This is a genomic window from Metabacillus fastidiosus NBRC 101226, assembly GCF_001591625.1.
GTDB lineage: Bacteria > Bacillota > Bacilli > Bacillales > Bacillaceae > Metabacillus > Metabacillus fastidiosus.
Map to the genome: position 1 here is coordinate 1 of NZ_BCVG01000057.1, position 25,961 is coordinate 25,961.

The following is a 25,961-nucleotide window of genomic DNA, read 5'->3' on the forward strand; positions in this document are numbered from 1 at the left end:
CCGCATCCTGCGGGCATCAGTGAGGGATGGGAAAAAACCCGACTGATGGAAGTTTCACTTTATAAGGCGGGTGTCTTCATTGAAATTTCAAAAGTTATTTTATGTTTTTGTTATACTTTCTTTAATAATAGTGACGGGCTGCTCAAATGAGACAATGAATGAAGAACAGGAGTGATTTTATGCGTATACTTATCGTTGGCTGTGGTGCTGTTGGTGGCTATTTTGGCGGTCGATTGATGGAAAAAGGGGAGGATGTTACTTTTCTTGTTCGTGAGGGGAGAAAGAAGCAGCTAGAGGAAACTGGCTTAAATATTAAAAGTATGTATGGTGATTTTTCATTAACACCGAAAACAATTTTAGCTACAGATAGAGTCCCCGCCTTCGAATTAATTATTTTAAGTACAAAATCTTATCATTTTGAACAAGCAATAAAAGATATTACCCCTTTTGTCGGCCCTGATACTGTAATAATGCCGCTTTTAAATGGAATGGTGCATGTTGATCGTTTACAGGAAATATTTACATATAGCAAGGTGATAGGCGGACTTTGTATGATTGGTGCGACAATTGATGACAAAGGGACGATCATTCATATGGGATCCAGCCATCTTCTTAATTACGGAGAGCTCTCGGGAGAAAAAACAGAGAGAATAGAGGAAATTGAGCAGACTTTTTCAGGAACAAAAGCTGATTTTATTAGAAATGATAATATTTTAAGAGCGATGTGGCATAAATATTTATTCATTACGGGACTATCAGGGGTAACGACTCTTTTTCGTTCGAAAATTGGGAAGGTTAAGAAGATGGAGTACGGTGAAAAAATCATAGAGGCTGTTTTTAAGGAAATCGCCAGTATTATAAGAGCGGAAAAAGCACCAATCGATGATGGAGTGGAATTTGAGCAAATCAATCAATTAACAGAAGAAATGGGATCGTCGATGCTGAGAGATATGGAAAAAGGCGGAGCAGTTGAAGCAGATCATATTCAAGGTTATTTACTGAAACTAGCAGAAAAACATAGAATAGAAGCAACATATTTAAAGATTATTTATACGAATTTAAAAACATATGAGAGTTCGGTAAAAGGTTTGTAATGTACGTATGAGTAATAAAGTTATTTAATTAAGGACAGGAGATAAAAGAAGCGAGAGACTATGCTTTCATTTCCCGTCTTTTTTTTCTATTATTTTAAGCTAAAGGTCTTCTATATTCTTCCTCTATTAATTTAAGTTTTTCACAATTTTCTGCAGAAAGATATTTATTAACCGCAATATGTAAAGTTTCAATTATACTTTTTTCTTCCTCTTGCGGTAAATGTCCATCCCATAGGTCTTGGGGGAAATATTTTTCATTCGAGCTATGAGCGCACTGATAAATCAAATAATATATAGTCCATATTAGCACGCTTATTGGTGTTTCGTATTTATCTGAGCATTCGAATGTGGCTGTAAAATTAAAACAGCCATAATCCCTTTCATCATCATTGCATAAATTATAAAGTAATCCCCAATTTATATTGCTTCCCGATAACCATTCATAACCCATATTTATAATATTTCTAAATTGTTCAAAGGCTTGATGATAGTCTCCATCTTTGAATTCATTTTCAAAATAATTTAATGTATGTTCAGCATATGCTAAACATATTGCTACCCTGTTATTAATACTTATGTTCATAATATCTCTCATAAGTCTGCTAAAACCTCCTAATAGATTATTAAGTCCATATCTATAAATTATGATCTGTTTTGCTTAAATGTTAATTTTCTTAACATCCGTCCTGTATGAAGTATATAAATAGAGAGTTAGTTACCATATAGTTACTTTATAATGATATTATAATCATATTGGAAATAATAGTTTATAAGTGATTAGAAATAAAGATAATAAATTGGATGCCCTAAAATATAGCTGGAGGATAAAAGACATGGTGAATCAAGCTGAATTATTATGGAAACGTATAATTGAAAAGGGCTCAAGTATGGAGGCGGGCTTTAAAGAAAAATTAAATCTCCAGCCAGGTGCCAGAGAGGAAGACTTTCAGCTGATAGAAACTGTACTGGGGGTTACACTTCCTGAGGAAATGAAGAGTTTTTATATGATATATAACGGTCAGAATTGGAAATCTGAGTTTGAATGTTTTGTAAGAAATCTAACACTTTCTCCTATTTCGGAAATTATAGATAACTGGAAATTCCTACAAGAGGAATTTGATCCTGCTGAATTTGATGATGTAGATGCAGATATTGGAAAGGAACTTAAACCTGTTCTCTGGAACCCTAAATGGATTCCAATCGCAGAAAATGGGGGCGGTGATTATCTTTGTATTGATACAGATCCATCAGAAGCTGGAGTAATAGGGCAAATCCTATACTATTGGCATGATTGGGGAGATCGTTCTATTAGGGCAAAAAGTTTATTTGAATTCATAGAAATTTGTTTAGAAGAAGAGAATTAATAGGGGAAAAAGAAATTTCATCTTTAAAATAAAAGACACAGTTAGATTCCTTTATAAATATTTTCAAAAATTAAAGAAGTAAATCTGTTTCTTCTCCAAACGGTGTCCATCTGTTTACGCTATATGTTATTTTTGTTTTTATACATAATCTGTGGAAATACGTAAAGAAGCCGGCTTTTAAATGTCGGCTTCTTTGCGTTCTAAGCGGTTTAATGCTGCTTTTAATACCTCATGATCTAAATTTTCACCGATAAATACGAGTATGTTTTTCATAGTGACCGGCTCTTTTAAATAAAGAGGCATACCATATGAGTATTGAAAGAGATATGTATTGTCAGAATGTCTAAATTTCATATACCCTTTAATTCGATAAATAGTGTCAGGCATTGTTTTTAAAAAGTTCTCAAATTCATTCAAATCAACAGATCTAGAGAAACTGTGGACATATGTGCGAATATGGAGATGGTTGTGGACATGTACTTGTTCATGACTTTTTTTCTCCTGAACAGTCCCGCCTTGAAGCTGTTCTAAATTAATGTCAGCGTATTCGGTTAAAATAATTTTCCCTTTACTATTTAATTGCTGAATATTCATGACGATATTTGCTTTTTCACTTTCTGAAAGCTGATCTACTTTATTAATGAGCACGATATCTGCATGGATCACTTGTTCTTGAAGCAGTTTTTTCAGCTGAATACTTAAGTTACTTTGGTCCAGCCAGCGATTGGAATCAATGAGTGTGATGATCGACTTGATTTGTAATCGGTCAGCAAAGAGGGGGGACATACAAGCGTCTAATACTTCAATTGGATGAGCAACACCTGTCGTTTCAATATAAATAGCATCAAGTTCATTTTCTTCAATAATATTATGAAGCTGAACTTCAAGCTGGCCTTGAATTGTACAGCAAACACAGCCGTTTAATAACTCTGCAAGTGGTGTATTCTCTGGAATAGCATTGGAATCAATTGAAACCTCCCCAAGCTCGTTCATAATAACAGCAATTTTACGATTTCTTTCTTTTTCCTGCTGTAAAATATTCGTAAGAAGTGTTGTTTTTCCAGCACCTAAAAACCCTGATAATATGTAAACTTCAATTTTTTTCATAGCAAACTCCTTTCACTCATGTTTATGGTAAAGACGTTTTATTCATTTGTCAATTTTTAGAGGGGATGAATACTTTAGTGCTTTAAAAAGGAAGAACCAGTGAATTAGCAAGTCACCGGTTCTCTTTTTGTAATAATTTAATTAAAAAGCCCAAGTTCCCTTTTTAAAAATAGGTTCTCTTGTTCCATCGTCTAAAATACCGTCAATATCCATTTCACCTGATCCGATCATAAAGTCAACATGGGTAATACTTGAGTTGACACCTGCTTTTTCAAGCTCTTCACGGGACATTTGTTTTCCGCCTTCTACACAAAATGCATAACCGCTGCCAATTGCTAAATGATTTGATGCATTTTCATCAAATAATGTGTTGTAGAAAAGGATATTTGACTGTGAAATTGGAGAGTCATGAGCAACGAGAGCAATTTCACCTAAATAATGAGAACCTTCATCTGTTTCAACGAGTTGTTTTAATACTTCTTCGCCTTTTTCTGCTTTAAAGCTGACGATGCGGCCATTTTCAAATGTGAAGGAGAAGTTGTCAATTAAATTCCCTCCATAGCTTAACGGCTTCGTACTTCTTACCACACCATTCACTCCTGTTTTAAGAGGTGCTGTAAATACTTCCTCTGTTGGCATATTAGCCATGAAGTAATCGCCTTGTTCATTTTTACTGCCGGCTCCGACCCATAAATGGCCTTGTGGCAATTCAATGGTTAAGTCAGTCCCATCTGCTTTGTAATGGAGTTTTTTATAACGCTTCTCGTTTAAATAATCTACTTTATTATGTAATGTTTCATCATGTTTTTCCCAAGCCTCTACAGGATCTTGCTGATCGATGCGTGTCGTTCTGAAAATTGCTTCCCAAAGCTTTTCTACTTGTTTATCTTCATTTACGTCAGGGAAAACTTTTGCCGCCCATTCTTTAGATGCTGCAGCGATAACAGTCCAGCTTACTTTATCTGCTTGAATGTAGTTGCGATATTTCATTAAAGCGACACCAGCTGCTTTACTTGAAGCTGCGATTCTTTTCGGATCAATCCCGCGTAAAAGATCAGGATCAGATGAAATAATCGACATAAATGCTCCGTTCGTTTCTGCTAATGTTTCAAGACCTCTTGCTTTCCATTCAGGATAGTCATTAAAGGATTCTTCGTTGGCAAGCTCAAATTTCGTTCTTGTAACAATATCATCATGCCATTCTACATATACGTTCCTTGCACCAGCCTCATAAGCTTTTTTTACAACTAAGCGAACGAAGTCTGCACTTGAAATAGCTGCATTAATGAGTAAATTTTGATCTTTTTGCAAGTTCACACCGACACGAACAGCTAATTCTGCATATTTTTCTAAATTTTGATCGAAAGTAGAGATAGTAAAAACCTCCTTCATATTTTATAACTATATTTTAACAGAACAGCTAAATGGAAGAAAATTTTTAGCAAGCTGAATATTCACTATAATCTATGAAATTTCGGTAAAATGGAGAGAGAAGAGGTGAAAAAATTGAATTCAATGGATTTACAATTTATAAAAACAAATAAACAAAGAGAATTACTTGAAAAAACAGCTCAATTAGCGGAAGAATTTTCAAAGCGAGCTGCTTTATATGATGAAAAAGGCTTATTCCCATTTGAAAATTTTGAGCGTTTGAAAGAAGAAGGATATTTAAGATTAACCATTCCAAAAAAATACGGCGGAGATGAAATTTCATTATATGAATTTTTACTTGTTCAAGAAAAGATTGCGCAAGGGGACGGTGCGACTGCCCTTTCACTCGGCTGGCATTTAGCTCTTATGATTAATCTTACAGTAACCGAAAAATGGCCGGATGACATATTTACCCGTATTTGCCGTGAAATCGTTAATGAAAATAAACTGCTTAATACAGCTGCCTCTGAACCGAATTCAGGCAGTCCTGCAAGAGGAGGCAAGCCGGAAACAACGGCTATTAAAAAAGGAGATAATTGGATAATTAATGGAAAGAAAATTTTTACCTCACTCGCACCGATTTTAGATTATTTTATTATTCCAGCCTCTATTGAAGGGAAGGAAGACGTTGCCCAATTTCTTATTCCTCGCGATGCAAAAGGTCTTTCCATTGAAGAAACATGGAATACGCTTGGCATGAGGGCGACTAGAAGTGATGATTTAATTCTTGAAAATATTGAAGTTAATGAAGATGCTTTAGTGGAAATAAAAAGGAATGTTAAAAACTCGGTTTCCCAAGGCTGGCTCCTGCATATTCCAGCATGCTACTTGGGAATTGCAATTGCTGCCCGAAATGAAGCGGTGCGTTTTGCGAAAACTCATCAGCCTTCAAGTTTATCCCATCCAATTATGGACGTACCAGAAGTAAGGAGAAAAGTAGCAGAAATGGACGTAAAGCTTCTGACCGCACGGACATTTATGTATCATACTGCAGAAAAATGGGATGAGAATAAGAAAATGAGTCATACCTTGGCTCCAGAGCTTGCTGCGGTAAAAACAGTTGCGACGAATACAGCTGTTGAAGTCGTAGATCTTGCGATGAGAATTGTCGGTGCACAGAGCATTTATAAATCAAACCCGCTTGAAAGATATTATCGTGATGTAAGGGCAGGCCTTCATAATCCGCCTGCTGATGATCTTACAGTGAAATTATTAAGCGACCGGGCTTTTATGGAATAAATATGTAAATGGCTATTGACATATTTTCAAATTACAGCGTAGAATAAAGGTATATTAATGAAAGGATCGGTACAAGGAGAAATGGATAACTAATCTTATTTTCTAATACGTTTTTTATTTTGAATAAAGAAAAAACGGAACCTGGAGAATTGGATTAGTCTGCCTATTTTTGTACCTTTAAAATATTTTTATTGCACATATCTTTATTTACTGTGCTTTATTTTACTGTACTTTAAAAAGACTGACTTATCCCTTCCTAGGTTCTAGGGAGGTTTTTTTATGTTGAAAATTAGAGGGCTAACGAAAACATATGGAACGAATAAAGTTTTGGATGGACTAAATCTAACTATAAAAAACAACGAATGTATCGGAATCGTTGGTGCTAACGGTGCAGGAAAATCAACGCTGGCAAATATTTTGTTTGGAGTGGAAGCCTATGATTCAGGTACGATTGAAGAGCTGAATGGGGCTGTTAGAAAAGGTTATTTGCTGCAATCAATTGATTACGTTACAAATGATTTTAAAAAGATGATTCAAACGCAGGAGGAAAGCGGCTTTTATGAAGCAGTGAGTGAGCTGGGCTTAGAAAAATTGCAATCATGGGATGAAGAGAGAGTAAATCATTTAAGTGGTGGAGAACGGTTAAAGCTCTCATTAGCAAATATTTGGGCTTCAAGACCAGAGCTGTTAATTTTGGATGAACCGACAAACCATTTGGACTTAAAAGGTGTAAACTGGCTCATTGAACAGCTTAAAAGCTTTAATGGAACAGTAATTATCATTTCTCATGACCGTTATTTTTTAGATCAGACAGTTGATACTATTTTTGATTTAGAAGACGGAAAGATAACCACCTATAAAGGAAATTATACTGCTTTTAAAAATGAAAAACAGCGCCGTTATGAGGAACAGCGTCATCAATATAATATTCAGAAAAAGGAGAAACAGAGAGTCGAGGGGATGATTGAAAAACTGGGGGACTGGTCAGAAGAGGCACATCGTACTTCAACAAAGAAAGATGGATTTAAAGAATATTATCGTGTAAAAGCAAAAGGAATGGATAAGCAAATTAAGTCCCGAAAAAAACGTTTAGAGAAAGAATTAGAGAAGCATAAAATTGAGAAACCAAAAGATGAAGAACAAATTCTTTTTCAATTCCAAGACGTATATAAACGAGGAAAGCGTGTGATTGAGGCAAAAAATTTGAAAAAGATATATGAAAAGCGGATTTTATTTGAAAAAGGTCAGTTTTATGTAAAGCATGGAGAGAAAATAGCATTAATTGGTCCAAACGGATGTGGAAAAACGACATTAATAAAAATGATTCTCGGTGAGGAAGCGATTTTGGAAGGAGAGCTCTGGAAAAGTTCATCTTTAAGAGTCGGTTATTTAAGTCAGGATGTCAGTGATGTTCCGCTATATAAAACTCCGATTGAAATGATGGCACTAACTAAAAGAGAAGATATATTTCGAGCGAGAACGATTTTAGCAAGTATGGGCTTATCAGAGCATAAAGCGGGACAAAAAATGGAGGAGCTTAGCTTAGGAGAACGAACAAGAGTGAAGCTTGCCTGCCTATTAATAAATCAATATGATGTACTCATATTAGACGAACCGACAAACCATCTTGATTTACGGAGCCGTGAGCAGTTGGAGAGTACGCTGCAGCAATATAATGGGACAATAATCGTTGTTTCACATGACTATTATTTTCTTAATAAATTATGTGAGAAATTAATCCGAATTGATAGCCGGACAATTGAACGGATTGAAATGGGATTCCAACAATTTAATGAAAAAGAAAGCATGAAAAATAAAAATAGAAATGAAGATGAGCTGCTTATCATTAATACAAAGATAACAGCTGTCTTAGGTGAGTTAGGATCTTTATTTCCTGATGATGAAAAGTATAAACAGCTGGATGCCCAGTTTCAGGAATTACTAAAGAAAAAAAGAGAGTTAGAAAAGCAATAGTATTTAAAGAGAATGTATACAGTTAAAGAAGACTTCTATTTCAGAGAAGTCTTCTTCTATTTATGTAACTGTTACTCTCCCCGTACTTGAAGCATCTGCCCATTTGAAGGAGCCTCAGGCATATTTGCTAAAGATATGCTCATTCCACTTAAAATAATAGCAGCCAGTGTCAGGCTGATGATGAGTCGTCTGCTTAAATCTTTCAAAATAAATCCTCCTTAACATTAATCAAACAAAGATAGCATATTCTTTATTTCTTAGGTTTATGACAAATTTCATGTTAAGAATTTATTAATTAGCGTTTAGAGGCAAATAAGTAGAAAAATTCAGAGGATTTTATGAAGGACTAGAAAGAAATAAAATATTAGCCAGGTCCGTCTATGAGGGACCTGGCTAATATTATTTAACAACTTTTTGCAGTTTTTCAATGACAGTTAATGATTTCCCGGTTCCTATTGCGACAGACTGCAGAGGATCTGGAGCAAGGTGAACAGGAACAACAATTTCTTTACTAAGCCAATCCTGAATACCTTTCATAAGAGCACCGCCGCCAGTTAAAATGACACCACCATCAACGATATCCCCACTTAATTCTGGTGGACAGTCTTCCAATGTAGCACGAATTGCTTCTAGGATATGAAGTAGGGATTCTCTAAGAGCCTTTTGCATTTCATAAGAAGAAAGAGTAATTGTTTTTGGAAGACCGGTTAATAAATCACGTCCACGAATATCCATCTTCACTTCTTCATGGGGAATAGGTGCATAACCAATTTCCATTTTTATATTTTCAGCTGTTCTTTCCCCAATTAATAGATTGTAATTTTTTCGGACATATTGAATGATGTCCTCATCAAGCTGATCACCGGCAATTCGAATCGAGTGGCAAGAGACAACACCGCCAAATGAAATAATAGCAACTTCTGTCGTTCCCCCGCCAATATCAACGATCGTATTGGCTATTGGCTCGTCAACTGGTAAATCGGCTCCAATTGCAGCAGCAACCGGTTCTTCGATTAAGTGGACCGTTTTTGCACCGGCATTTTTTACGGCATCCTGAATAGCACGTCGTTCGACTGTTGTGGCACCAGATGGGGTACAGACAACAACGGTTGGTTTTCTAATTGTTAGACCAAGCTTTTTTGCTGCTTTTTTCATCACTTGCTTTAATAATTCGGTCGTGACATCGTAATCAGCAATAACACCGTCTTTTAACGGACGAAGAGCAATAACTTTCCCAGGTGTTTTACCGATCATATCTTTCGCATCTGTACCAACTGCCAGTACTTTTCTTGTAGCTGTATCAAGTGCAACGACAGAAGGCTCGTTTACGACAATACCTTTATTTTTACTATAAACTAAAATATTTGCAGTACCTAAGTCGATACCAATTACTGTATTCGTTAACATATTGTTCACCCAATTCTAGAAATCTGTTTCTTACATATCATTTGAACAATAGAAGTTCTTTTTGGGGGCTTTTATATGATTGAAAAGAAATAGTAATAATTTTGTAATATAATGTCGGCATTGTAATCTGTTAAAAAAAGTTGATATTAGAGCAGAACGGGTTGATAATAAAGTGAAACTTTTATCAATTGGGTATATTATTGCTAATAGAATTAATTTGATTGTTCGTTTTGGAGGAGAAGAAAATGAAAAAGGAATTTGCAGTAATTGGTCTCGGCCGTTTTGGCGGAAGCATTTGCAGAGAGTTAAGCGATGAGGGACTGGAAGTGATGGCAATTGATATAGATGAGGACAGGGTAAATGAATTTGCAAGTATTGCATCCCATGCAGTTGTTGGTGATACGACAGATGAGGCAGTATTAAAAAGCCTTGGCATCCGTAATTTTGATCATGTTATCGTTGCAATTGGTGATAGTATCCAAGCTAGTATTTTAACAACTCTCATTTTAAAAGAACTTGGTGTAAAACATATTACAGTAAAAGCACAAAACGATTATCATGAGAAAGTATTATCAAAGATTGGTGCTGATAAAATTGTTCACCCGGAAAGAGATATGGGAAGAAGGATTGCACATAATCTTATTTCAAACAATGTACTTGATTATTTAGAGCTTTCAGACGAGCATAGTATCGCTGAAATTGTTGCTAGTAAAAAACTAGTCGGCTATACGTTAATTGATTTGGATGTCCGAGCAAAATACGGTTTAAACATCGTTGCAATTAAACGTGGAAAAGATATTATTGTCTCACCGCCAGCAGATGAAGAGATTCATCGTGATGATATTTTAATTCTTATCGGTGCTGACAGTGATATTAACAGATTTGAGAAAAGGCTGCTAGGGGATTAAGGAAGAGGAGTGAAATCGGTCAGCCGCATACAAAGAAAAGAGGAAATACCTAATTAATAAAGGGTATTTCCTCTTTTTATCATACTTCCATAATAATCGGTAAAATCATTGGACGACGCTTCGTTTTTTCATATAGGAATGGTGCTAATGTATCTGTTATCTCATTTTTGATTTCAGACCATTGGCTTGTACGACGCTCCATAATTTTATTTAAATGTTTTGAAATAAGTGTCTGCGCATCATTTATTAAGTCGCCGGATTCTCTCATGTAAACGAATCCGCGTGAAATAATATCAGGTCCAGCAGAAATTTTAAAATCTTTCATATTAATGCTGACAACGACAATGACTAAGCCTTCTTCGGAAAGAATTCTTCTGTCTCTTAAGACGATATTTCCGATATCACCGATCCCGCTTCCATCGATATAAACAGAGCCAGATGGAATTTTGCCTGCAACGCGAGCTTCAGTGTTGCTAATAGCAAGTACTTCACCGTTATCCATAATAAAGCAGTTTTCTTCTTTTACATCACAATCAATTGCAAGTTTAGCATGCATTTTCTGCATCCGGTATTCACCGTGGATCGGCATGAAATACTTCGGTTTCATTAAGCGGAGCATAAGTTTTTGTTCTTGCTGTCCGCCGTGACCTGATGTATGAATATCGCTAACAGCACCGTGAATGACATCCGCACCGGCACGGAAAAGCTGGTTGATTGTTCTGCTTACGCTCAATGTGTTACCTGGAATTGGCGAGGAAGAGAAGACAACCGTGTCACCAGGAATAATTTGAATTTGGCGGTGTGTACCGTTTGCAATTCTTGATAACGCTGCCATCGGTTCACCTTGTGAACCTGTACATAAAATAACGACACGTTCAGCAGGAAGCTTGTTTATTTCATGTGCATCGATAAATGTTTCTTTCGGGCAGCTTATATAACCTAAGTTTTGACCGATTTGAATGGCAGCTTCCATACTCCGTCCGAATACTGCAACTTTCCGGTTGTTTAACACAGCTGATTCCACTACTTGCTGCAGACGGTGAATATTTGATGCAAATGTTGCAAAAATAATTCGTCCTTCTACTTTGCGGAATATTTCATCAATGCTTTCCCCGACACGTCGTTCAGACATTGTAAAGTTCGGAACTTCACTGTTTGTGCTGTCTGAAAGAAGACAAAGTACACCTTCGCTGCCGATCTCTGCCATTTTTGTTAAGTTAGCAGGTTCTCCAACAGGTGTGAAATCGAATTTAAAGTCACCAGTATGTACAATATTTCCCGGCGGTGTTTTGACAACTACACCGAATGCATCCGGTATACTATGTGTCGTTCTATAAAATGTAACAGATGTTTTTCGAAACTTAATAATGTCATCTTCTTTAATTTCGATTAATGTCGTCTGTCTTAGTAAGCCATGCTCTTCCAGTTTATTTCTGATTAAACCGAGAGCAAGCTTTCCGCCATAAACAGGGATATTTACTTGTCGAAGTAAATAAGGGATTCCGCCGATATGGTCTTCGTGTCCGTGCGTAATAAATAGACCTTTAATTTTGTCTGCATTTTTTACTAAATAAGTGTAATCGGGAATAACATAATCAATTCCTAATAGTTCGTCCTCTGGAAATTTAATTCCCGCATCAATGAGAATAATTTCATCTTGGAATTGAACTCCGTACGTATTTTTCCCGATTTCACCGAGACCACCAAGTGCAAAAATAGCTACTTGGTCATTTTTAACAAATTTCATAATCAAATCTCCAATACTTTATAATTTTCATTTTGCTGTTCATAATCTAAGTAAGCTCCATCAAGCGGCTGTATATATTCAATATTATAGTGTCGGTCCTTTAATTTTAAACGAACTTCCCCTTCAGTGTTTCCTTTAATATAAAGAGTGTTTGTTCTTTCGCGAACAGGCACTTCAGTCAATTTCTCTTGAAAATAAACTTTGTAAATCATAATAAAAACCTCTCCTTAATTTCCGATTATAGACTAGCTTTTTATATTATATGCGAAATTTCCTTTCAAGCCAAGCATTCACTAAAGTGTTATAAGCTTTCTGTCCAGGTCAGAATTGCCTTTTAAGCGATTGTTTTTTTCTTTAATAGATTTTCCCATTGTTTTTTTAATTTTCTTCTTAGTCTTTTAAGCATTTTTAAACCTCCCTTAAACAAATAATAATAAAAATCATTCCGTCCGCTTTCTTTACATACATAATGATGACAAATTCCCGTGTCAATTTTCTTTATACTTATAGTATATGCTATTTTTTATATGGTTTTCATGGGTATTGGTGGAAAAATATGAAGATATATTAGATTTGTTGTTCCTTTCCGATATATTGGCTAAGATAGGAATAGTCAGTGAATGTTATATACGGCAAAAAATGCTTAATGGACAAGGAGTTAATACATAATGAACGAAAAAGTTATTTTTTTCGATATTGACGGAACAATTCTCAACCATCAGAATAAAATCCCAGCATCGACAAAAGAGGCTGTTAAAAGATTAAAGGAAGAAGGGCATCATGTTGCAATTGCCACAGGCCGTGCTCCTTTTATGTTTAAACATATTAGGGAAGAACTCGGAATTGATTCATTTGTCAGTTATAATGGCCAATATGTCGTTTTTGAAGGGCAGACCATCTATGAAAATCCTCTAATTACGACTACGATAGAAAGTTTGCTTCCAGATGCGGATGAAGCTGGGCATCCGCTTATTTTCATGGGGGACGGCAAGATGATGTCCACTATTGCAGAACATCCGTATATTAAAGAAAGTTTGCAAAGTTTAGGATTTACTCCTCCAGCAGTTGATAAGGAATTTTTTAGAAATCATCCTATTTATCAAATTCTTTTATTTTGCAAAGATGGTGAGGAAGAACAATACAAATGCTATGATGATCTTCAATTTATTCGCTGGCATGAGTTCTCTGTTGATATTATTCCTGCAGGCGGTTCAAAAGCAGAGGGGATAAAGCGGTTAATAGAAAGATTGAACATCAGCAGGGAAGATGTATATGCATTTGGTGACGGACCAAATGACTATGAAATGATTTCTTACGCAGGAACAGGAGTAGCGATGGGAAATGCTGTTCCTAAATTAAAGGAACTTGCTGATTTTATTACGAAGCCGGTTGATGAGGACGGAATTTTGTACGGATTGGAACAGTTGAAACTATTAAAGTAATGAAGGAAAAGCTCCCTTTCCGGAATAAGGAAAGGGAGCTTTCTTATTTAATCTTTATAAACAACACGAGTATTACAAATGTAGTCGTGCAATCCTTTTTTCGGACCGAATGCGATCATAATAAAACCGATATATACAACGGCACTTGATAAATAATAAGCAAAGAAACGGCCGATTGCCTGACCTTTTGACACTTTTTCTCCCGCCTCATTTACAACTTTAAGGCCGAGTAGCATTTTACCTAAAGTTCCCTGATATTTAGATGCTGTCATTAATCCATAATAGAAAATTGCTGCTGCAATACCTAAAACAAAGGAAATAAAATAGTAAACTAGAATAATACCAACTTCTGCCCCGTTGCTGGAGTAAGGATCTTGTGCTGCAAAATCAGTTGTCATTAAAGAACCGCCAAGGAAAACGAATCCTAAAACTGTTAGAATGATGGACAGTGGAATTCCAAAAACGAACCCATCGATTAAATATGCAAGGAAACGAATCCAAAATCCTGCTGGTTTCATACTTTTTCACCTCTTTTCTATTTATATTTAAAATATTATTCTGTTTGAAAAAATATGTAATTCATCAAAAAATATAACTATTAATCTACTGAAAGTAAAGAGAATGGGGAAAATTAAGTAAAAAGTACCTGTTTTTTTCATAAGAAATAGCCAGCTTAAAAAATCAAGTTGGCTTATTCCCTATTTATCTCTCTACCGGTACTGCATTTTCCGGTTCTTGAAGCGGCTGCTCTTTATTAATATGATCATAAAACATAACACCGTTTAAATGGTCAATTTCATGTTGAAACACGATTGCAACAAGACCTTTCAGACGTAATTCAATTTCTTCGCCATCTATTGTAGTAGCTCTTACCCTAATTTTCGAATATCTTGGTACATAACCTGGGATCGGTCTGTCAACAGAGAGACAGCCTTCTCCGGCTGTTAAGTAGCTTTTCTCAACAGAGTGGCTAATAATTTTCGGATTAAATAACGCGTAGCTGTGCTGTATGCCTTTTTCATCTTGAATATGGATGGCAATCATTCTTTTTGATATATTGATTTGTGGTGCTGCAAGTCCAACACCCGGTCTTAGATCGTACTGTTCAGCAAGTTCTGGATCTTGGCTGTTTATAACGTATTGCAGCATACTGTGCAGGATTTCTTTATCCTCTTCTGAAGCTGGAAGAGCTACTTCAGCTGCTACCCCGCGCAATGTTGAATGGCCTTCTCTAATAATATCTTTCATTGTAATCATCATGCAAACACTCCTTTAATCATAAGTTTATTCAAGGTGCAGAAGTCATATATGAATAATACACTGCAAATCCTATATTTATCCCACTCTTAATAGACAGTAAGACTCTCTTTAAAAATTTAAGAAGATATGCGGGAGGTCAGCTGCCTACAAAGGTCCGATAAGTTCATCTAATAATCAGCAGGGATGAGAGAAATCCTGCTGGTTGAAGACTCATTTTATAATAATATGATTATATCGAAAGGAGCATGAAACGAAAAGGATTTCTGCATCTAATATTTAGACTTCGTCATACAATTTAAGAGACTGGGGATTTTTATTACGAGAAACACATTGTAAAAAAAGGAAGAAGTTATTATAGTTATAATTATTGACTTATTAGGGGGAGAAAAATGATTAAAAAGAGAAGTGCATTGCTTGTATGCACTATTTTCACAGTACTTATTATGTTAACAGGATGTTTTGGACCATCTCCAGAGGAGAAAATTTTCGATATTTTAGAAAAATCAGCAGATAAAGAAGAGATTTTCAAAGAACAGCAGCAGCCGTTAGCTGATTTGGAACAAAAAGAAAGTAAGTTATATGATGAAATTGTCTCACTTGGAATGGAAGAACATGATAAGATTGTTTCCAAATCGAAAGAGGCATTAAAACTGGTTGGTGAAAGAGAAGAAAGATTAGCAAAAGAACATGAGAGTATGAAAGCATCAAAAGAAGAATCAGGAAATCTTAAAACAGAGATTGCAGCAATTGAAGAAGATAATGTGAAGAAGTCAGCTGAAAAGGTAAGAGACGTTGTTGAAAAACGATATGCTTCTTATGAGAAAATTTATAAAGATTATGAGAAGGCAATTACATATGATAAAGAATTATATACGATGCTGCAGAAAAAAGATTTAAAAATAGAAGATCTTGAAGCTCAGATTAATAAAAATAATGAAATATATAAGCGGATTTTAACTGGAAATGATGAATTCAACAAATTAACAGAAGAGTACAATGATCTAAAGCTAAAGTTTTATAGAGCAGCGGATATTGAAGTGGAACAAATGGAAGAATAGAGATTCAGTAAGAAAAGGGGGCGTTTGAGCCTCTTTTTTTTGTGAGAAGAGGAATACAGTAAAACTTTGAATTACAGTGCCTGTTTTTATTATCAGTTATAGGCTGAAATCCTTGAATGTTTTTGTCGTTTATCAGTGTAATTTGCTTCATTACTGTATAAAGTTTGGCTCATTTTTGACATGTTAAGACATGGAAACCCTTTCATTTCTGTATCAATTACTGAGACAGATGATTTTTTGTACTAATACAGGTTTTACCCAATGGTAAATTATCTGAAAATTAATATTGCAAAAAAACTGATAGCAAACCGATTGACGCATGTTCAGTAGTTGTTGTAAACTGAAATAGCAATCATTTATTGTATTAGTGTAATATTATTGAAACATTAATACAGATTATATACGGTGAATATAAATCCCGTATTTATGAAAAGTTTTCGACAAAATAAATGAGTGGAATATAGCAAGTAAGAGCAAATTTAAAAATAGTGTGTCACATGCTTACTTTTTGGGCAACATAATGTTTGGATTATTCATTTATTGTAGAAATTCAAATGATGTTGCTTCAAAAAATAACACTCTAAGGAAAAGAAAGGAAGAGATTAAGATGGCTGCAAAAACTAAAAATGCTATTGTTGACAGCAAAAAGCAATTTGATGCAATTGAAAAGCAGTTCGAAACACTTCAGATTCTTAATGAAGAAGGAAAAATCGTCAATGAAGGGGCAATGCCGGACCTTAGTGATGATCAATTAAAAGAGTTAATGAGACGTATGGTTTATACACGAGTTTTAGATCAACGTTCAATTTCATTAAACCGCCAAGGTCGCTTAGGTTTCTATGCACCGACAGCAGGTCAAGAGGCATCACAATTAGCATCACAATTTGCTCTTGAAAAAGAAGACTTTATCTTACCAGGCTACCGCGATGTTCCACAAATCGTATGGCATGGTTTACCACTATATCAAGCGTTCCTATTCTCTCGTGGACATTTCCACGGTAACCAAATGCCAGAAGGCGTAAATTGCTTGTCACCACAAATCATTATCGGTGCGCAAATTATCCAGGCTGCTGGTATAGCATTAGGACTTAAAAAACGCGGTCAAAAAGCTGTAGCTATTACATATACAGGTGACGGCGGTGCATCACAAGGGGACTTCTACGAAGGAATGAACTTTGCAGGAGCATATAAAGCACCGGCAATCTTTGTTGTACAAAACAACCGTTATGCAATTTCTACACCGGTTGAAAAACAATCAGCTGTACGTACAATCGCTCAAAAAGCAGTTGCAGCAGGTATTGTTGGTGTACAAGTTGACGGTATGGATCCACTTGCAGTTTATGCAGCAGTTCGTGATGCTCGTGAGCGTGCAGTTAATGGTGAAGGTCCTACTTTAGTCGAAACTTTAACTTTCCGTTATGGTCCACATACGATGGCAGGGGATGACCCAACTCGTTACCGTACAAAAGAAACTGAAACAGAGTGGGAAGCAAAAGACCCAATCGTTCGTTTCCGTAAATTCTTAGAAGGCAAAGGCCTATGGAATGAAGAAATCGAAAACCAAGTAATTGAGCAAGCGAAAGAAGATATTAAAGAAGCAATTCAAAAAGCTGACCAATATCCAAAACAAACAGTTACTCAATTAATGGATAATATGTATGAAGAATTACCATCAAATCTTAAAGAGCAATATGAAATTTACAAAGCAAAGGAGTCGAAATAAGCCATGGCGCAAATGACAATGATTCAAGCAATCACTGATGCGTTACGCACAGAGTTAAAAAATAACGAAAACGTCTTAGTTTTTGGTGAAGACGTAGGTGTTAATGGCGGCGTATTCCGTGCAACTGAAGGTTTACAAAAAGAATTCGGTGAAGAGCGTGTATTCGATACTCCACTTGCAGAGTCAGGTATCGGCGGTCTTGCAATCGGTTTAGGTGTTACTGGATTCCGTCCGGTAATGGAAATTCAATTCTTCGGTTTCGTATATGAAGTAATGGATGCTGTGAGCGGACAATTAGCTCGTATGCGCTACCGTTCTGGCGGTCGTTGGACTGCACCAGTAACAATCCGTTCTCCTTTCGGTGGATTCGTACACACACCAGAACTTCATGCTGACAGCTTAGAAGGATTAGTTGCACAACAACCAGGATTAAAAGTAGTTATCCCATCAACACCATATGATGCAAAAGGTCTTTTAATCGCATCAATTCGTGATAATGATCCAGTTGTATTCTTAGAGCATATGAAATTATACCGCTCATTCCGTGAAGAAGTTCCTGAAGGCGAATATACAATTGAAATCGGTAAAGCTGATGTGAAACGTGAAGGTACAGACATTTCAATCATCACTTACGGTGCAATGGTACATGAATCTTTAAAAGCAGCGGAAGAGCTTGAAAAAGAAGGTATCTCAGCAGAGGTTGTTGACCTTCGTACAGTTAGTCCATTAGATATCGAAACGATCATCGCATCTGTTGAGAAAACTGGACGTGCAATTGTTGTACAAGAAGCACAAAAACAAGCTGGCGTTGGTGCACAAGTTGTTGCTGAAATTAACGACCGTGCAATCCTTAGCTTAGAAGCACCAGTATTACGTGTTGCGGCACCTGACACTGTTTATGCATTTACAGAAGCGGAAACAATTTGGTTACCGAACTATAAAGATGTAATTGAAACAGCTAAAAAAGTAATTAATTTCTAATAATTGACTCAAAATGAAAAGGAAAAGCGTGTCTTTTCCTTTTCTCTAAAAACTATACTAAAAGCGACATTTAGGAGGTAGACTGTTTTGGCATTCGAATTTAAACTGCCGGATATTGGTGAAGGTATTCACGAAGGTGAAATCGTAAAATGGTTTGTTAAGCCAGGTGACCAAGTAGACGAAGATGATGTATTAGCAGAAGTTCAAAACGATAAGGCTGTTGTTGAGATTCCTTCTCCTGTTAAAGGAACAGTTCTTGAAGTAAACGTAGACGAAGGAACTGTTGCAACTGTTGGACAAACTATCATTACATTTGATGCTCCAGGATATGAAAACTTAAAATTCAAAGGTGACCATGGTGATGAGGAAGCAGAAGCACCTGCACCAGCTCAAGGAGCAACTCCAGAGCAGCCAGCACCACCTGCAGAGACAAAAGCTCCAGAAGGTGCAAAACCGGAAGCTCCAGCAGCGCAGCCACAAGCAGCACAAGCTGATGTTGATCCAAACAGACGTGTTATTGCAATGCCGACTGTACGTAAATATGCTCGTGAAAAAGATGTTGATATTCGTCTTGTTGCAGGAAGCGGCAAAAATGGACGTGTTGTAAAATCAGATATCGATGCATTCTTACAAGGCGGTGCACCACAAGCGGCACAAGCTCAAGCTGATACTGAAGCACCACAAGCAGAAGCAGCTGAAACAAAAGCAGCGCCAATTGCTATTCCTGAAGGTGATTTCCCAGAAACACGTGAGAAATTAAGCCCGATCCGTAAAGCAATTGCTAAAGCAATGGTTAACTCTAAACATACAGCACCACATGTTACATTAATGGACGAAATCGATGTAACAGAATTAGTAGCACACCGCAAACGTTTCAAAGGTGTTGCAGCTGACCAAGGTATTAAATTAACGTACTTACCATATGTTGTAAAAGCTCTTACTTCAGCACTTAAGAAGTACCCAGCTCTTAACACATCTTTAGATGATGCAACAGAAGAAGTTGTACAAAAGCATTACTACAACATCGGAATTGCAGCTGACACAGAAAAAGGTTTACTCGTTCCTGTTGTGAAAAATGCAGATCGCAAATCTGTATTTGAAATTTCTGATCAGATTAATGATTTAGCTGTAAAAGCACGTGATGGCAAGCTTGCTCCTGCTGAAATGAAAGGCGCATCTTGCACAATTACAAATATCGGTTCTGCTGGCGGACAATGGTTCACACCAGTTATTAACCACCCAGAAGTAGCTATTTTAGGTATCGGACGCATCGCAGAAAAACCAGTTGTTCGCGACGGTGAAATCGTTGTGGCTCCTGTTTTAGCTTTATCACTAAGCTTTGACCACCGTATGATTGATGGTGCTACTGCGCAAAATGCTCTTAACCACATTAAACGTTTATTAAACGATCCACAACTTATTTTAATGGAGGCGTAAGCGAATGGTAGTTGGAGATTTTCCTATTGAAACAGATACTCTAGTCGTCGGAGCAGGTCCTGGTGGATATGTTGCAGCGATTCGTGCAGCACAATTAGGGCAAAAAGTAACAATCGTAGAAAAAGCAACATTAGGTGGCGTTTGCTTAAACGTTGGTTGTATTCCTTCAAAAGCTTTAATCAACGCTGGTCACCGTTATGAGCACGCTCTTCATTCTGAAGACTTTGGAATCAAAGTAGAAAACGTAACAGTTGATTTCACGAAAGTTCAAGAATTTAAGCAAGGTGTTGTAAACAAGCTTACTGGCGGTGTTGAAGGCCTTCTTAAAGGAAACAAAGTTGAAATCGCTCGTGGAGAAGCATATTTCGTTGACAGTGAAACAGTAAAAGTTATGACTGAAACTTCTTCACAAACATATAAATTTAAAAATGCAATTCTTGCGACAGGTTCACGTCCAGTTGAAATTCCAACTTTCAAATACTCAAAACGTGTACTTGATTCAACAGGTGCATTAAACCTTCAAGAAATCCCTAAAAAGATGGTTGTAATCGGTGGTGGGGTTATCGGAATCGAGCTAGGAAGTGCTTATGCAAACTTCGGTACAGAAGTTACTTTCCTAGAAGCTGCTGATGACATCTTAGCAGGTTTTGAAAAACAAATGACTGCTTTAGTTAAAAAGCGTCTTAAAGGTAAAGCTGTTGAGATTCACACAAAAGCTATGGCTAAAGGTGTAGAAGAGACAGAAACTGGCGTAAAAGTAACATTTGAAGTTGGCGGAGAAGAAAAAACTGTTGAAGCTGACTACTTATTAGTATCAGTTGGACGTCGTCCAAACACAGACGAGCTTGGATTAGAGCAAGTAGGTGTTGAAATGACGGATCGCGGTCTTGTTAAAATTGATAAACAATGCCGTACGAATGTTTCAAACATTTATGCAATTGGTGATATTGTAGAAGGTCCTCAATTAGCGCATAAAGCATCTTATGAAGGAAAAATTGCTGCAGAAGCAATTGCTGGAGAAAAAGCGGAAATCGACTATTTAGGTATTCCTGCTGTTGTGTTCTCTGATCCTGAACTTGCTTCTGTTGGTTATACAGAAGCAACTGCTAAAGCAGAAGGAGTTGCAGTAAATGCTGCTAAATTCCCATTCGCTGCTAATGGTCGTGCTTTATCATTAAACGATACAGACGGGTTCTTAAAGCTTATTACGCTTAAAGAAAATGGGGTTGTTGTCGGTGCACAAATTGCTGGTCCAAGTGCTTCTGATATGATCTCTGAATTAAGTCTTGCAATCGAAGCTGGCATGACAGCAGAAGATATTGCAATGACGATTCATGCTCACCCAACTTTAGGTGAAATTACAATGGAAGCGGCAGAAGTAGCAATCGGAAGCCCAATTCATATTGTAAAATAATAAAAAATGTGTCTCCATTGGAGGCACATTTTTTATTTAAGAAAGATCAGCTATTTCCTTCAAGAGAAAAGGGCTAACTCTGGTATTGAGTTAGCCCTTAATTCATTAATGCATTTGAAATAGGATTTAAAATTTTTTCTTTTACTAGCACTGTGCCTTCTATTCGAACAACGACTTCCTTTTTCTCAACGACAATTAACGAAGGAAGAGTATCCACTTTAAATGGACCGTATTCTTTCTTATCAGAAATTACTTTCATACTATCAATTTCTTCAGGGAATTCTTTCCTTAAGTCAAGGATTGCATCATAGTAAACCGCTTCACGTTCAATATCTGAATCATCCGAAAAAAAGAGAATTTGCTTATCCTTCATTTCTTCCTCTTCAAGCGTACTATTAGAATGACAAGATGAGAGAATAAATACTGACATGATAAAGGCAAGAAGTAAAGATTTTGCCACACTTGCCCACCTCTTTATTAGTTAATAAAATAATTAGGTCTTTTTACATTCAAAAAAGGTTATAAATGATATAAATTAATACTATTCTATCATATTTTTTGAATAATCTACTTGATGTCATCTATTTGTTACATAAATGAAAATATTGTGATTTTTCCATGCATACTATGTATAAAACAAGCCTCTACCTTTTAAAAAAGGAGTTATTTTTATGAAACAAAATCTATATTTAGTCCTTATCTTTCATAGCTTTATTTGGAGTAGTTTTCTTTTTGTAGATTGGCTTTCGGAGAAAGATTCATTATTTGCAAAAGCAATTCTCCTTTCCTTATTTATGTATGTTGCTTATTTGATCGCTATTCAACTTATAAAATTCAGAAAAATTGCAGCACTTATGACAATTAGCAGTACGGTCCTTTTTCTTGGAGGAAAGCAATTGTTTACTATTTTTTCTATATAATAACTGTATATATTCTAGCTATATTTTAAACTGTTTCAAATTCTGGATTTGTTCCAGTACACTAATTGTTTACCCAATATATGATGTGGATTTATATATATATTTCTATTAGTTTTCGACAAATCTCTCATTTGTTAAAATGATGTAAATCCTTATGAAGCAGTATTTTAGAGCTATTCAAAATGAATAATGAGCCTAATACGCTAAATATGTCATACGATATATACTTGACGCATTAATTGTGACCTTTTATTATAAAAATACAAATAAAACGCTTTCAAGGTTTATTAGAGTTTGAAAGTGGAAAAATGATTGAAACGAGGGATTGGATGGGAACAATTATTATTTGTCAGCAATGCAGTTCAACAATCGGTCATTTTGAAAATGAAAAAGTTGCCACACTCTATGGGAAATGTAAGCATAGCACGTGTCAGGCAAAAGAAAAGCAGAGTAAGTAAAAGGGACTGATTCATTTCAGCCCCTTTTTCTTTTATTTAATTGCCCGATGCTCCTTAATTACCCGTAAATTTCTTAAAGTAGGATCTTCAGGGCCTTGAACTGGCAAACCAGCTTCTAAATTTGTTTTAATATAAAGTAAGTTTTCTTCGGTAATAATTTCTCCAGGAATGAAGATTGGAATGCCTGGAGGATACACCATAATAAATTCTGCGATAATTCTTCCCGCTGATTCTTCAAATGGAACGATCTCTGTTTCAGAATAAAAAGCGTCCCGTGGTGTGAGTGCAAGAAGCGGGATATCAGGGAGCAATACCTCTGCTTTAGTTCCAGTAGGCAGTTCGTTTGCCTTACATTGTACTGAGAGTGTCTTAAGTGCTTCTACAAGGGCATTTGCTTCGTTTTCTGTATCACCAGGTGTAATAAGGCAAAGAATATTGTAAAGGTCAGAAAGCTCGACTTCGATTTGATAGCTTTCACGAAGCCATTTTTCTGCATCGTAGCCGGTAATCCCGAGTTCGTGAACAGAAATAATTAATTTTGTCGGATCATAATCAAAAGTAGCTTTAGAAGCAAGAATTTCCGGACCGACGCAGTGAATTAAGTCAATTTCATTTAATTTTGCTCTCGTTTCATTGGCAAGTTTAATTGCTCGGTCAATAAGCTCATGTCCTTTTGTTGCGAGCTGTTTTCTAGCGACGTCAAGTGAAGCTAACAATAGATAGGATGTTGATGTCGTTGTTAACATACTTAAAATTGACTGAACACGGTTTGTCGAAACGAGACCTTCTTTTACATTTAGCACAGAGCTTTGTGTCATAGACCCTCCAAGTTTATGGACACTCGTTGCTGCCATATCAGCACCAGCCTGCATCGCACTTAACGGGAGATCTTCATGGAAATTAATATGAACTCCATGCGCCTCATCAACTAGAACAGGTATATCATACGAATGGGCGATTTCGACAATTCTTTTTAAATCAGCAGCAACACCGAAGTATGTAGGGTTAATAACTAATACTCCTTTTGCATCCGGATGCTGCTCCAGTGCTTTTTCGACTGTATCTGTTGTAATTCCATGTGAAATACCTAAATTTTTATCAATTTCCGGATGGATAAAAATCGGTATAGCTCCTGAGAAAACAATTGCTGACATGACTGATTTGTGAACATTACGCGGGACAATAATTTTATCTCCAGGTCCGCAAACAGCCATAATCATCGTAATGATTGCTCCGCTTGTTCCTTGGACAGAGAAAAAAGTATGATCAGCGCCAAATGCTTCTGCGGCTAGTTCCTGTGCTCTCTTAATAATGCCTTTTGGCGAATGAAGATCATCTAAAGGGCCAATATTTATTAAATCAATTGATAATGCGTTATCACCAATGAAATTACGAAATTCAGGATCGACTCCAGCACCTTTTTTATGGCCGGGAATATGAAACTGAATTGGATTTTTTTTAGCATGTTCTAATAAGCCTGTAAATAACGGTGTTTCAAATTGGGACAATTTTCTACCTACTTTCTTTTATGGGAATGTACAAAACAAGAAGATTATACCTTTACGTTATAATGACCGTCAATATTAACCTTTGATAAAATGATAATAATCATTCAGAAGGAGAATGTTTGTACAGAACGAATAATTGAAAAGAGGAGGGATTGCTATGGAATGGAGAACAGAGATAACAGATTTATTACATATAAAATATCCGATTATTCAAGGCGGGTTAGCTTATCTAGCCTATTCTGAACTGGCCGCAGCTGTTTCCAATGCAGGCGGGTTAGGGCAAATAACAGCGATGTCACTTTCATCACCTGAGAAACTGAGAGATGAAATTAGAAAAACTTATGCGAAGACAGAAAATCCTTTCGGTGTTAATTTTGCAATCGGTCAGCATGGCCGTCCATTCTCTCATTTATTAGACATTGCAATTGAGGAGAAAGTCCCCGTTATTTCAATGACTGGTGGTAATCCTGCTCCACTTTTTGACCAATTAAAAGGTGTTGATACGAAAAAATTAGTTCTCGTTGCCTCAAAAAGACAAGCTGTGAAAGCAGAGCAGCTTGGTGCTGATGCTGTCATGGTCGTCGGACAGGAAGGTGGAGGACATTTAGGGAGAAATGATACAGGCACATTCGTATTAGTTCCTCAAGTTGTGGACGCTGTGAGCATCCCTGTCATCGCTTCAGGGGGGATTGGAGACGGAAGAGGGTTAATGGCAGCTCTTAGTCTAGGAGCCGAAGGAATCGAAATGGGGACAAGATTCATTGCAACGAAGGAATGTGTTCATGCACATGGAAATTATAAAAAAGAAATTGTAACGAGTGATGAAAATAATACAGTTATCATTAAAAAAAGCCTCGGTACTCCTGCAAGAGCAATTGCAAATGAGTGGACAGAAAAAATTATTCAGCTTGAAAATAAATTTGGCAGCTATGAACAATTAAAAGATTATATTAGCGGTGAAGCAAACAAAAGATATATTTATGATGGTAAAATAGAGGAGGGGTTCGCATGGGCAGGACAAGTAATCGGTCTTATCCATGATGTTCCTTCCGTCAGCGAACTTTTTTCGCGCATCATAAAAGATGCAGAAATGATTAGACAAAAATGGATGTAAGGGTGAAATATAATGGAATATCAATATCCAATTTCCTATGATTGGACAACAGAAGAAACAGTTGCAGTTATTCACTTTTTTGAAAGTGTAGAAAGAGCATATGAAAAAGGAATAGACCGGCAGCAATTAATGGATGCCTATCGTGAATTTAAACAAATCGTTCCGAGTAAAGCAGAAGAAAAACAAATTTGCAAAGAATTCGAAGAATCAAGCGGCTATTCTGCCTACCGTGCTGTGAAAAAGGCAAAAGAAGCAGAAAATGAAGACAGGATTAAAATATAAAGTGAAACTTCTATCAGTAGGGACCCCATCCTCCACCGATAGTTAGTTGAGGTCCGCAAGATGCGGGTCACACATACGTTGCTCGCGTGAAGT

The 25,961-nt window shown here is 36.5% G+C and carries 25 protein-coding genes and 1 pseudogene; 15 read left to right on the forward strand and 11 right to left on the reverse strand.

Annotated features, from left to right (window positions below):
* The first annotated feature begins 179 nt into the window (after window positions 1-179).
* Window positions 180-1,094 (forward strand): ketopantoate reductase family protein, encoded by a 915-nt coding sequence (locus BFA01S_RS13570; RefSeq protein WP_066231384.1) that lies wholly within the window; start codon window positions 180-182, stop codon window positions 1,092-1,094.
* Window positions 1,095-1,188: 94 nt separating this feature from the next.
* Here BFA01S_RS13570 and BFA01S_RS13575 read toward each other — a convergent pair whose 3' ends face one another.
* The gene (locus BFA01S_RS13575) at window positions 1,189-1,689 is read right to left on the reverse strand and encodes an Imm6 family immunity protein (protein WP_235843028.1); all 501 of its coding nucleotides are present in this window, start codon (window positions 1,687-1,689) and stop codon (window positions 1,189-1,191) included.
* A 238-nt stretch (window positions 1,690-1,927) separates the two neighbouring features.
* Here BFA01S_RS13575 and BFA01S_RS13580 point away from each other — a divergent pair, with 238 nt between their 5' ends.
* A complete protein-coding gene (locus BFA01S_RS13580) occupies window positions 1,928-2,458 on the forward strand; it encodes an SMI1/KNR4 family protein (RefSeq protein ID WP_066231388.1) in 531 nt (176 codons plus the stop codon).
* A gap of 177 nt (window positions 2,459-2,635) precedes the next feature.
* On the opposite strand, the gene BFA01S_RS13585 is transcribed toward BFA01S_RS13580, so the two are convergent.
* Window positions 2,636-3,565: a CobW family GTP-binding protein gene (locus BFA01S_RS13585; protein WP_066231391.1), complete on the reverse strand. Its 930-nt coding sequence runs from the start codon at window positions 3,563-3,565 to the stop codon at window positions 2,636-2,638.
* Window positions 3,566-3,706: 141 nt separating this feature from the next.
* Window positions 3,707-4,939 (reverse strand): aminopeptidase, encoded by a 1,233-nt coding sequence (locus BFA01S_RS13590; RefSeq protein WP_066231452.1) that lies wholly within the window; start codon window positions 4,937-4,939, stop codon window positions 3,707-3,709.
* A 132-nt stretch (window positions 4,940-5,071) separates the two neighbouring features.
* Between BFA01S_RS13590 and BFA01S_RS13595 the strand changes: the two genes are divergently transcribed.
* Both BFA01S_RS13595 and abc-f read left to right on the forward strand, forming a co-directional pair.
* Window positions 5,072-6,235 carry an acyl-CoA dehydrogenase family protein gene (locus BFA01S_RS13595; protein WP_066231393.1) on the forward strand — a complete coding sequence of 388 codons (1,164 nt, stop codon included), beginning with the start codon at window positions 5,072-5,074 and terminating at the stop codon, window positions 6,233-6,235.
* Between the two features lie 279 nt (window positions 6,236-6,514).
* Window positions 6,515-8,209 (forward strand): ribosomal protection-like ABC-F family protein, encoded by a 1,695-nt coding sequence (gene abc-f / locus BFA01S_RS13600; RefSeq protein ID WP_066231396.1) that lies wholly within the window; start codon window positions 6,515-6,517, stop codon window positions 8,207-8,209.
* A 71-nt stretch (window positions 8,210-8,280) separates the two neighbouring features.
* Here the strand turns inward: abc-f and BFA01S_RS23285 are convergent, their stop codons facing one another.
* The gene (locus tag BFA01S_RS23285) at window positions 8,281-8,418 is read right to left on the reverse strand and encodes a protein YkpC (RefSeq protein ID WP_235843029.1); all 138 of its coding nucleotides are present in this window, start codon (window positions 8,416-8,418) and stop codon (window positions 8,281-8,283) included.
* A gap of 190 nt (window positions 8,419-8,608) precedes the next feature.
* Window positions 8,609-9,616 (reverse strand): rod-share determining protein MreBH, encoded by a 1,008-nt coding sequence (gene mreBH, locus BFA01S_RS13605; RefSeq protein WP_066231401.1) that lies wholly within the window; start codon window positions 9,614-9,616, stop codon window positions 8,609-8,611.
* A 245-nt stretch (window positions 9,617-9,861) separates the two neighbouring features.
* Here mreBH and BFA01S_RS13610 point away from each other — a divergent pair, with 245 nt between their 5' ends.
* Window positions 9,862-10,524, forward strand: a complete 663-nt coding sequence (locus tag BFA01S_RS13610; protein ID WP_066231404.1) for a potassium channel family protein — start codon at window positions 9,862-9,864, stop codon at window positions 10,522-10,524.
* A 79-nt stretch (window positions 10,525-10,603) separates the two neighbouring features.
* Here BFA01S_RS13610 and rnjA read toward each other — a convergent pair whose 3' ends face one another.
* Complete coding sequence (gene rnjA / locus BFA01S_RS13615; protein ID WP_066231407.1) at window positions 10,604-12,271, reverse strand: ribonuclease J1; 1,668 nt, start codon at window positions 12,269-12,271, stop codon at window positions 10,604-10,606.
* Window positions 12,272-12,273: 2 nt separating this feature from the next.
* Complete coding sequence (locus tag BFA01S_RS13620) at window positions 12,274-12,483, reverse strand: DNA-dependent RNA polymerase subunit epsilon (protein WP_066231410.1); 210 nt, start codon at window positions 12,481-12,483, stop codon at window positions 12,274-12,276.
* A gap of 456 nt (window positions 12,484-12,939) precedes the next feature.
* On the opposite strand from BFA01S_RS13620, the gene BFA01S_RS13625 reads away from it, so the two are divergent.
* Window positions 12,940-13,713 carry a Cof-type HAD-IIB family hydrolase gene (locus tag BFA01S_RS13625; protein WP_066231412.1) on the forward strand — a complete coding sequence of 258 codons (774 nt, stop codon included), beginning with the start codon at window positions 12,940-12,942 and terminating at the stop codon, window positions 13,711-13,713.
* Window positions 13,714-13,760: 47 nt separating this feature from the next.
* Here the strand turns inward: BFA01S_RS13625 and BFA01S_RS13630 are convergent.
* Together BFA01S_RS13630 and def are read right to left on the reverse strand one after the other, a co-directional pair.
* Window positions 13,761-14,228 (reverse strand): annotated as a pseudogene (locus BFA01S_RS13630) (RDD family protein); the annotation flags it as partial.
* A 187-nt stretch (window positions 14,229-14,415) separates the two neighbouring features.
* Window positions 14,416-14,970: a peptide deformylase gene (gene def / locus BFA01S_RS13635; RefSeq protein WP_066231453.1), complete on the reverse strand. Its 555-nt coding sequence runs from the start codon at window positions 14,968-14,970 to the stop codon at window positions 14,416-14,418.
* Between the two features lie 392 nt (window positions 14,971-15,362).
* Between def and BFA01S_RS13640 the strand changes: the two genes are divergently transcribed.
* From BFA01S_RS13640 to lpdA, 5 genes are all read left to right on the forward strand, one after another.
* Window positions 15,363-16,031: a YkyA family protein gene (locus BFA01S_RS13640; protein WP_082799989.1), complete on the forward strand. Its 669-nt coding sequence runs from the start codon at window positions 15,363-15,365 to the stop codon at window positions 16,029-16,031.
* Window positions 16,032-16,638: 607 nt separating this feature from the next.
* Window positions 16,639-17,754: a pyruvate dehydrogenase (acetyl-transferring) E1 component subunit alpha gene (gene pdhA / locus BFA01S_RS13645; RefSeq protein WP_066231418.1), complete on the forward strand. Its 1,116-nt coding sequence runs from the start codon at window positions 16,639-16,641 to the stop codon at window positions 17,752-17,754.
* A 3-nt stretch (window positions 17,755-17,757) separates the two neighbouring features.
* Entirely contained in the window at window positions 17,758-18,735 is a 978-nt protein-coding gene (locus BFA01S_RS13650) for an alpha-ketoacid dehydrogenase subunit beta (RefSeq protein WP_066231422.1), read from the forward strand.
* Between the two features lie 87 nt (window positions 18,736-18,822).
* Window positions 18,823-20,172, forward strand: a complete 1,350-nt coding sequence (locus tag BFA01S_RS13655) for a dihydrolipoamide acetyltransferase family protein (RefSeq protein WP_066231424.1) — start codon at window positions 18,823-18,825, stop codon at window positions 20,170-20,172.
* 4 nt (window positions 20,173-20,176) lie between these two features.
* The gene (lpdA, locus tag BFA01S_RS13660; RefSeq protein WP_066231427.1) at window positions 20,177-21,586 is read left to right on the forward strand and encodes a dihydrolipoyl dehydrogenase; all 1,410 of its coding nucleotides are present in this window, start codon (window positions 20,177-20,179) and stop codon (window positions 21,584-21,586) included.
* A gap of 97 nt (window positions 21,587-21,683) precedes the next feature.
* Here lpdA and BFA01S_RS13665 read toward each other — a convergent pair whose 3' ends face one another.
* A complete protein-coding gene (locus tag BFA01S_RS13665; RefSeq protein ID WP_066231430.1) occupies window positions 21,684-22,046 on the reverse strand; it encodes a hypothetical protein in 363 nt (120 codons plus the stop codon).
* A gap of 211 nt (window positions 22,047-22,257) precedes the next feature.
* Between BFA01S_RS13665 and BFA01S_RS13670 the strand changes: the two genes are divergently transcribed.
* Together BFA01S_RS13670 and BFA01S_RS21970 are read left to right on the forward strand one after the other, a co-directional pair.
* A complete protein-coding gene (locus BFA01S_RS13670; protein WP_066231433.1) occupies window positions 22,258-22,506 on the forward strand; it encodes a hypothetical protein in 249 nt (82 codons plus the stop codon).
* Between the two features lie 329 nt (window positions 22,507-22,835).
* Entirely contained in the window at window positions 22,836-22,964 is a 129-nt protein-coding gene (locus BFA01S_RS21970) for a GapA-binding peptide SR1P (RefSeq protein ID WP_082799990.1), read from the forward strand.
* Window positions 22,965-22,996: 32 nt separating this feature from the next.
* Here BFA01S_RS21970 and BFA01S_RS13675 read toward each other — a convergent pair whose 3' ends face one another.
* Window positions 22,997-24,472: an aminotransferase class I/II-fold pyridoxal phosphate-dependent enzyme gene (locus tag BFA01S_RS13675; RefSeq protein ID WP_066231440.1), complete on the reverse strand. Its 1,476-nt coding sequence runs from the start codon at window positions 24,470-24,472 to the stop codon at window positions 22,997-22,999.
* Window positions 24,473-24,629: 157 nt separating this feature from the next.
* Here BFA01S_RS13675 and BFA01S_RS13680 point away from each other — a divergent pair, with 157 nt between their 5' ends.
* Both BFA01S_RS13680 and BFA01S_RS13685 read left to right on the forward strand, forming a co-directional pair.
* Complete coding sequence (locus BFA01S_RS13680; protein ID WP_066231443.1) at window positions 24,630-25,586, forward strand: NAD(P)H-dependent flavin oxidoreductase; 957 nt, start codon at window positions 24,630-24,632, stop codon at window positions 25,584-25,586.
* A gap of 12 nt (window positions 25,587-25,598) precedes the next feature.
* Complete coding sequence (locus BFA01S_RS13685; protein WP_066231446.1) at window positions 25,599-25,868, forward strand: UPF0223 family protein; 270 nt, start codon at window positions 25,599-25,601, stop codon at window positions 25,866-25,868.
* The last annotated feature ends 93 nt before the right edge of the window (window positions 25,869-25,961 follow it).

Coding starts and splice junctions, on each gene's coding strand:
- BFA01S_RS13680 (WP_066231443.1), top strand. CDS start 24,630: ATGGAATGGAGAACAGAGATAACAGATTTATTACATATAAAATATCCG.
- rnjA (WP_066231407.1), bottom strand. CDS start 12,271: ATGAAATTTGTTAAAAATGACCAAGTAGCTATTTTTGCACTTGGTGGT.
- lpdA (WP_066231427.1), top strand. CDS start 20,177: ATGGTAGTTGGAGATTTTCCTATTGAAACAGATACTCTAGTCGTCGGA.
- BFA01S_RS13585 (WP_066231391.1), bottom strand. CDS start 3,565: ATGAAAAAAATTGAAGTTTACATATTATCAGGGTTTTTAGGTGCTGGA.
- BFA01S_RS13670 (WP_066231433.1), top strand. CDS start 22,258: ATGAAACAAAATCTATATTTAGTCCTTATCTTTCATAGCTTTATTTGG.
- def (WP_066231453.1), bottom strand. CDS start 14,970: ATGATTACAATGAAAGATATTATTAGAGAAGGCCATTCAACATTGCGC.
- BFA01S_RS13640 (WP_082799989.1), top strand. CDS start 15,363: ATGATTAAAAAGAGAAGTGCATTGCTTGTATGCACTATTTTCACAGTA.
- BFA01S_RS13575 (WP_235843028.1), bottom strand. CDS start 1,689: ATGAGAGATATTATGAACATAAGTATTAATAACAGGGTAGCAATATGT.
- BFA01S_RS13580 (WP_066231388.1), top strand. CDS start 1,928: ATGGTGAATCAAGCTGAATTATTATGGAAACGTATAATTGAAAAGGGC.
- abc-f (WP_066231396.1), top strand. CDS start 6,515: ATGTTGAAAATTAGAGGGCTAACGAAAACATATGGAACGAATAAAGTT.
- BFA01S_RS21970 (WP_082799990.1), top strand. CDS start 22,836: ATGGGAACAATTATTATTTGTCAGCAATGCAGTTCAACAATCGGTCAT.
- BFA01S_RS13625 (WP_066231412.1), top strand. CDS start 12,940: ATGAACGAAAAAGTTATTTTTTTCGATATTGACGGAACAATTCTCAAC.
- BFA01S_RS13685 (WP_066231446.1), top strand. CDS start 25,599: ATGGAATATCAATATCCAATTTCCTATGATTGGACAACAGAAGAAACA.
- BFA01S_RS13650 (WP_066231422.1), top strand. CDS start 17,758: ATGGCGCAAATGACAATGATTCAAGCAATCACTGATGCGTTACGCACA.
- pdhA (WP_066231418.1), top strand. CDS start 16,639: ATGGCTGCAAAAACTAAAAATGCTATTGTTGACAGCAAAAAGCAATTT.
- BFA01S_RS13620 (WP_066231410.1), bottom strand. CDS start 12,483: ATGATTTACAAAGTTTATTTTCAAGAGAAATTGACTGAAGTGCCTGTT.
- BFA01S_RS13570 (WP_066231384.1), top strand. CDS start 180: ATGCGTATACTTATCGTTGGCTGTGGTGCTGTTGGTGGCTATTTTGGC.
- BFA01S_RS13610 (WP_066231404.1), top strand. CDS start 9,862: ATGAAAAAGGAATTTGCAGTAATTGGTCTCGGCCGTTTTGGCGGAAGC.
- mreBH (WP_066231401.1), bottom strand. CDS start 9,616: ATGTTAACGAATACAGTAATTGGTATCGACTTAGGTACTGCAAATATT.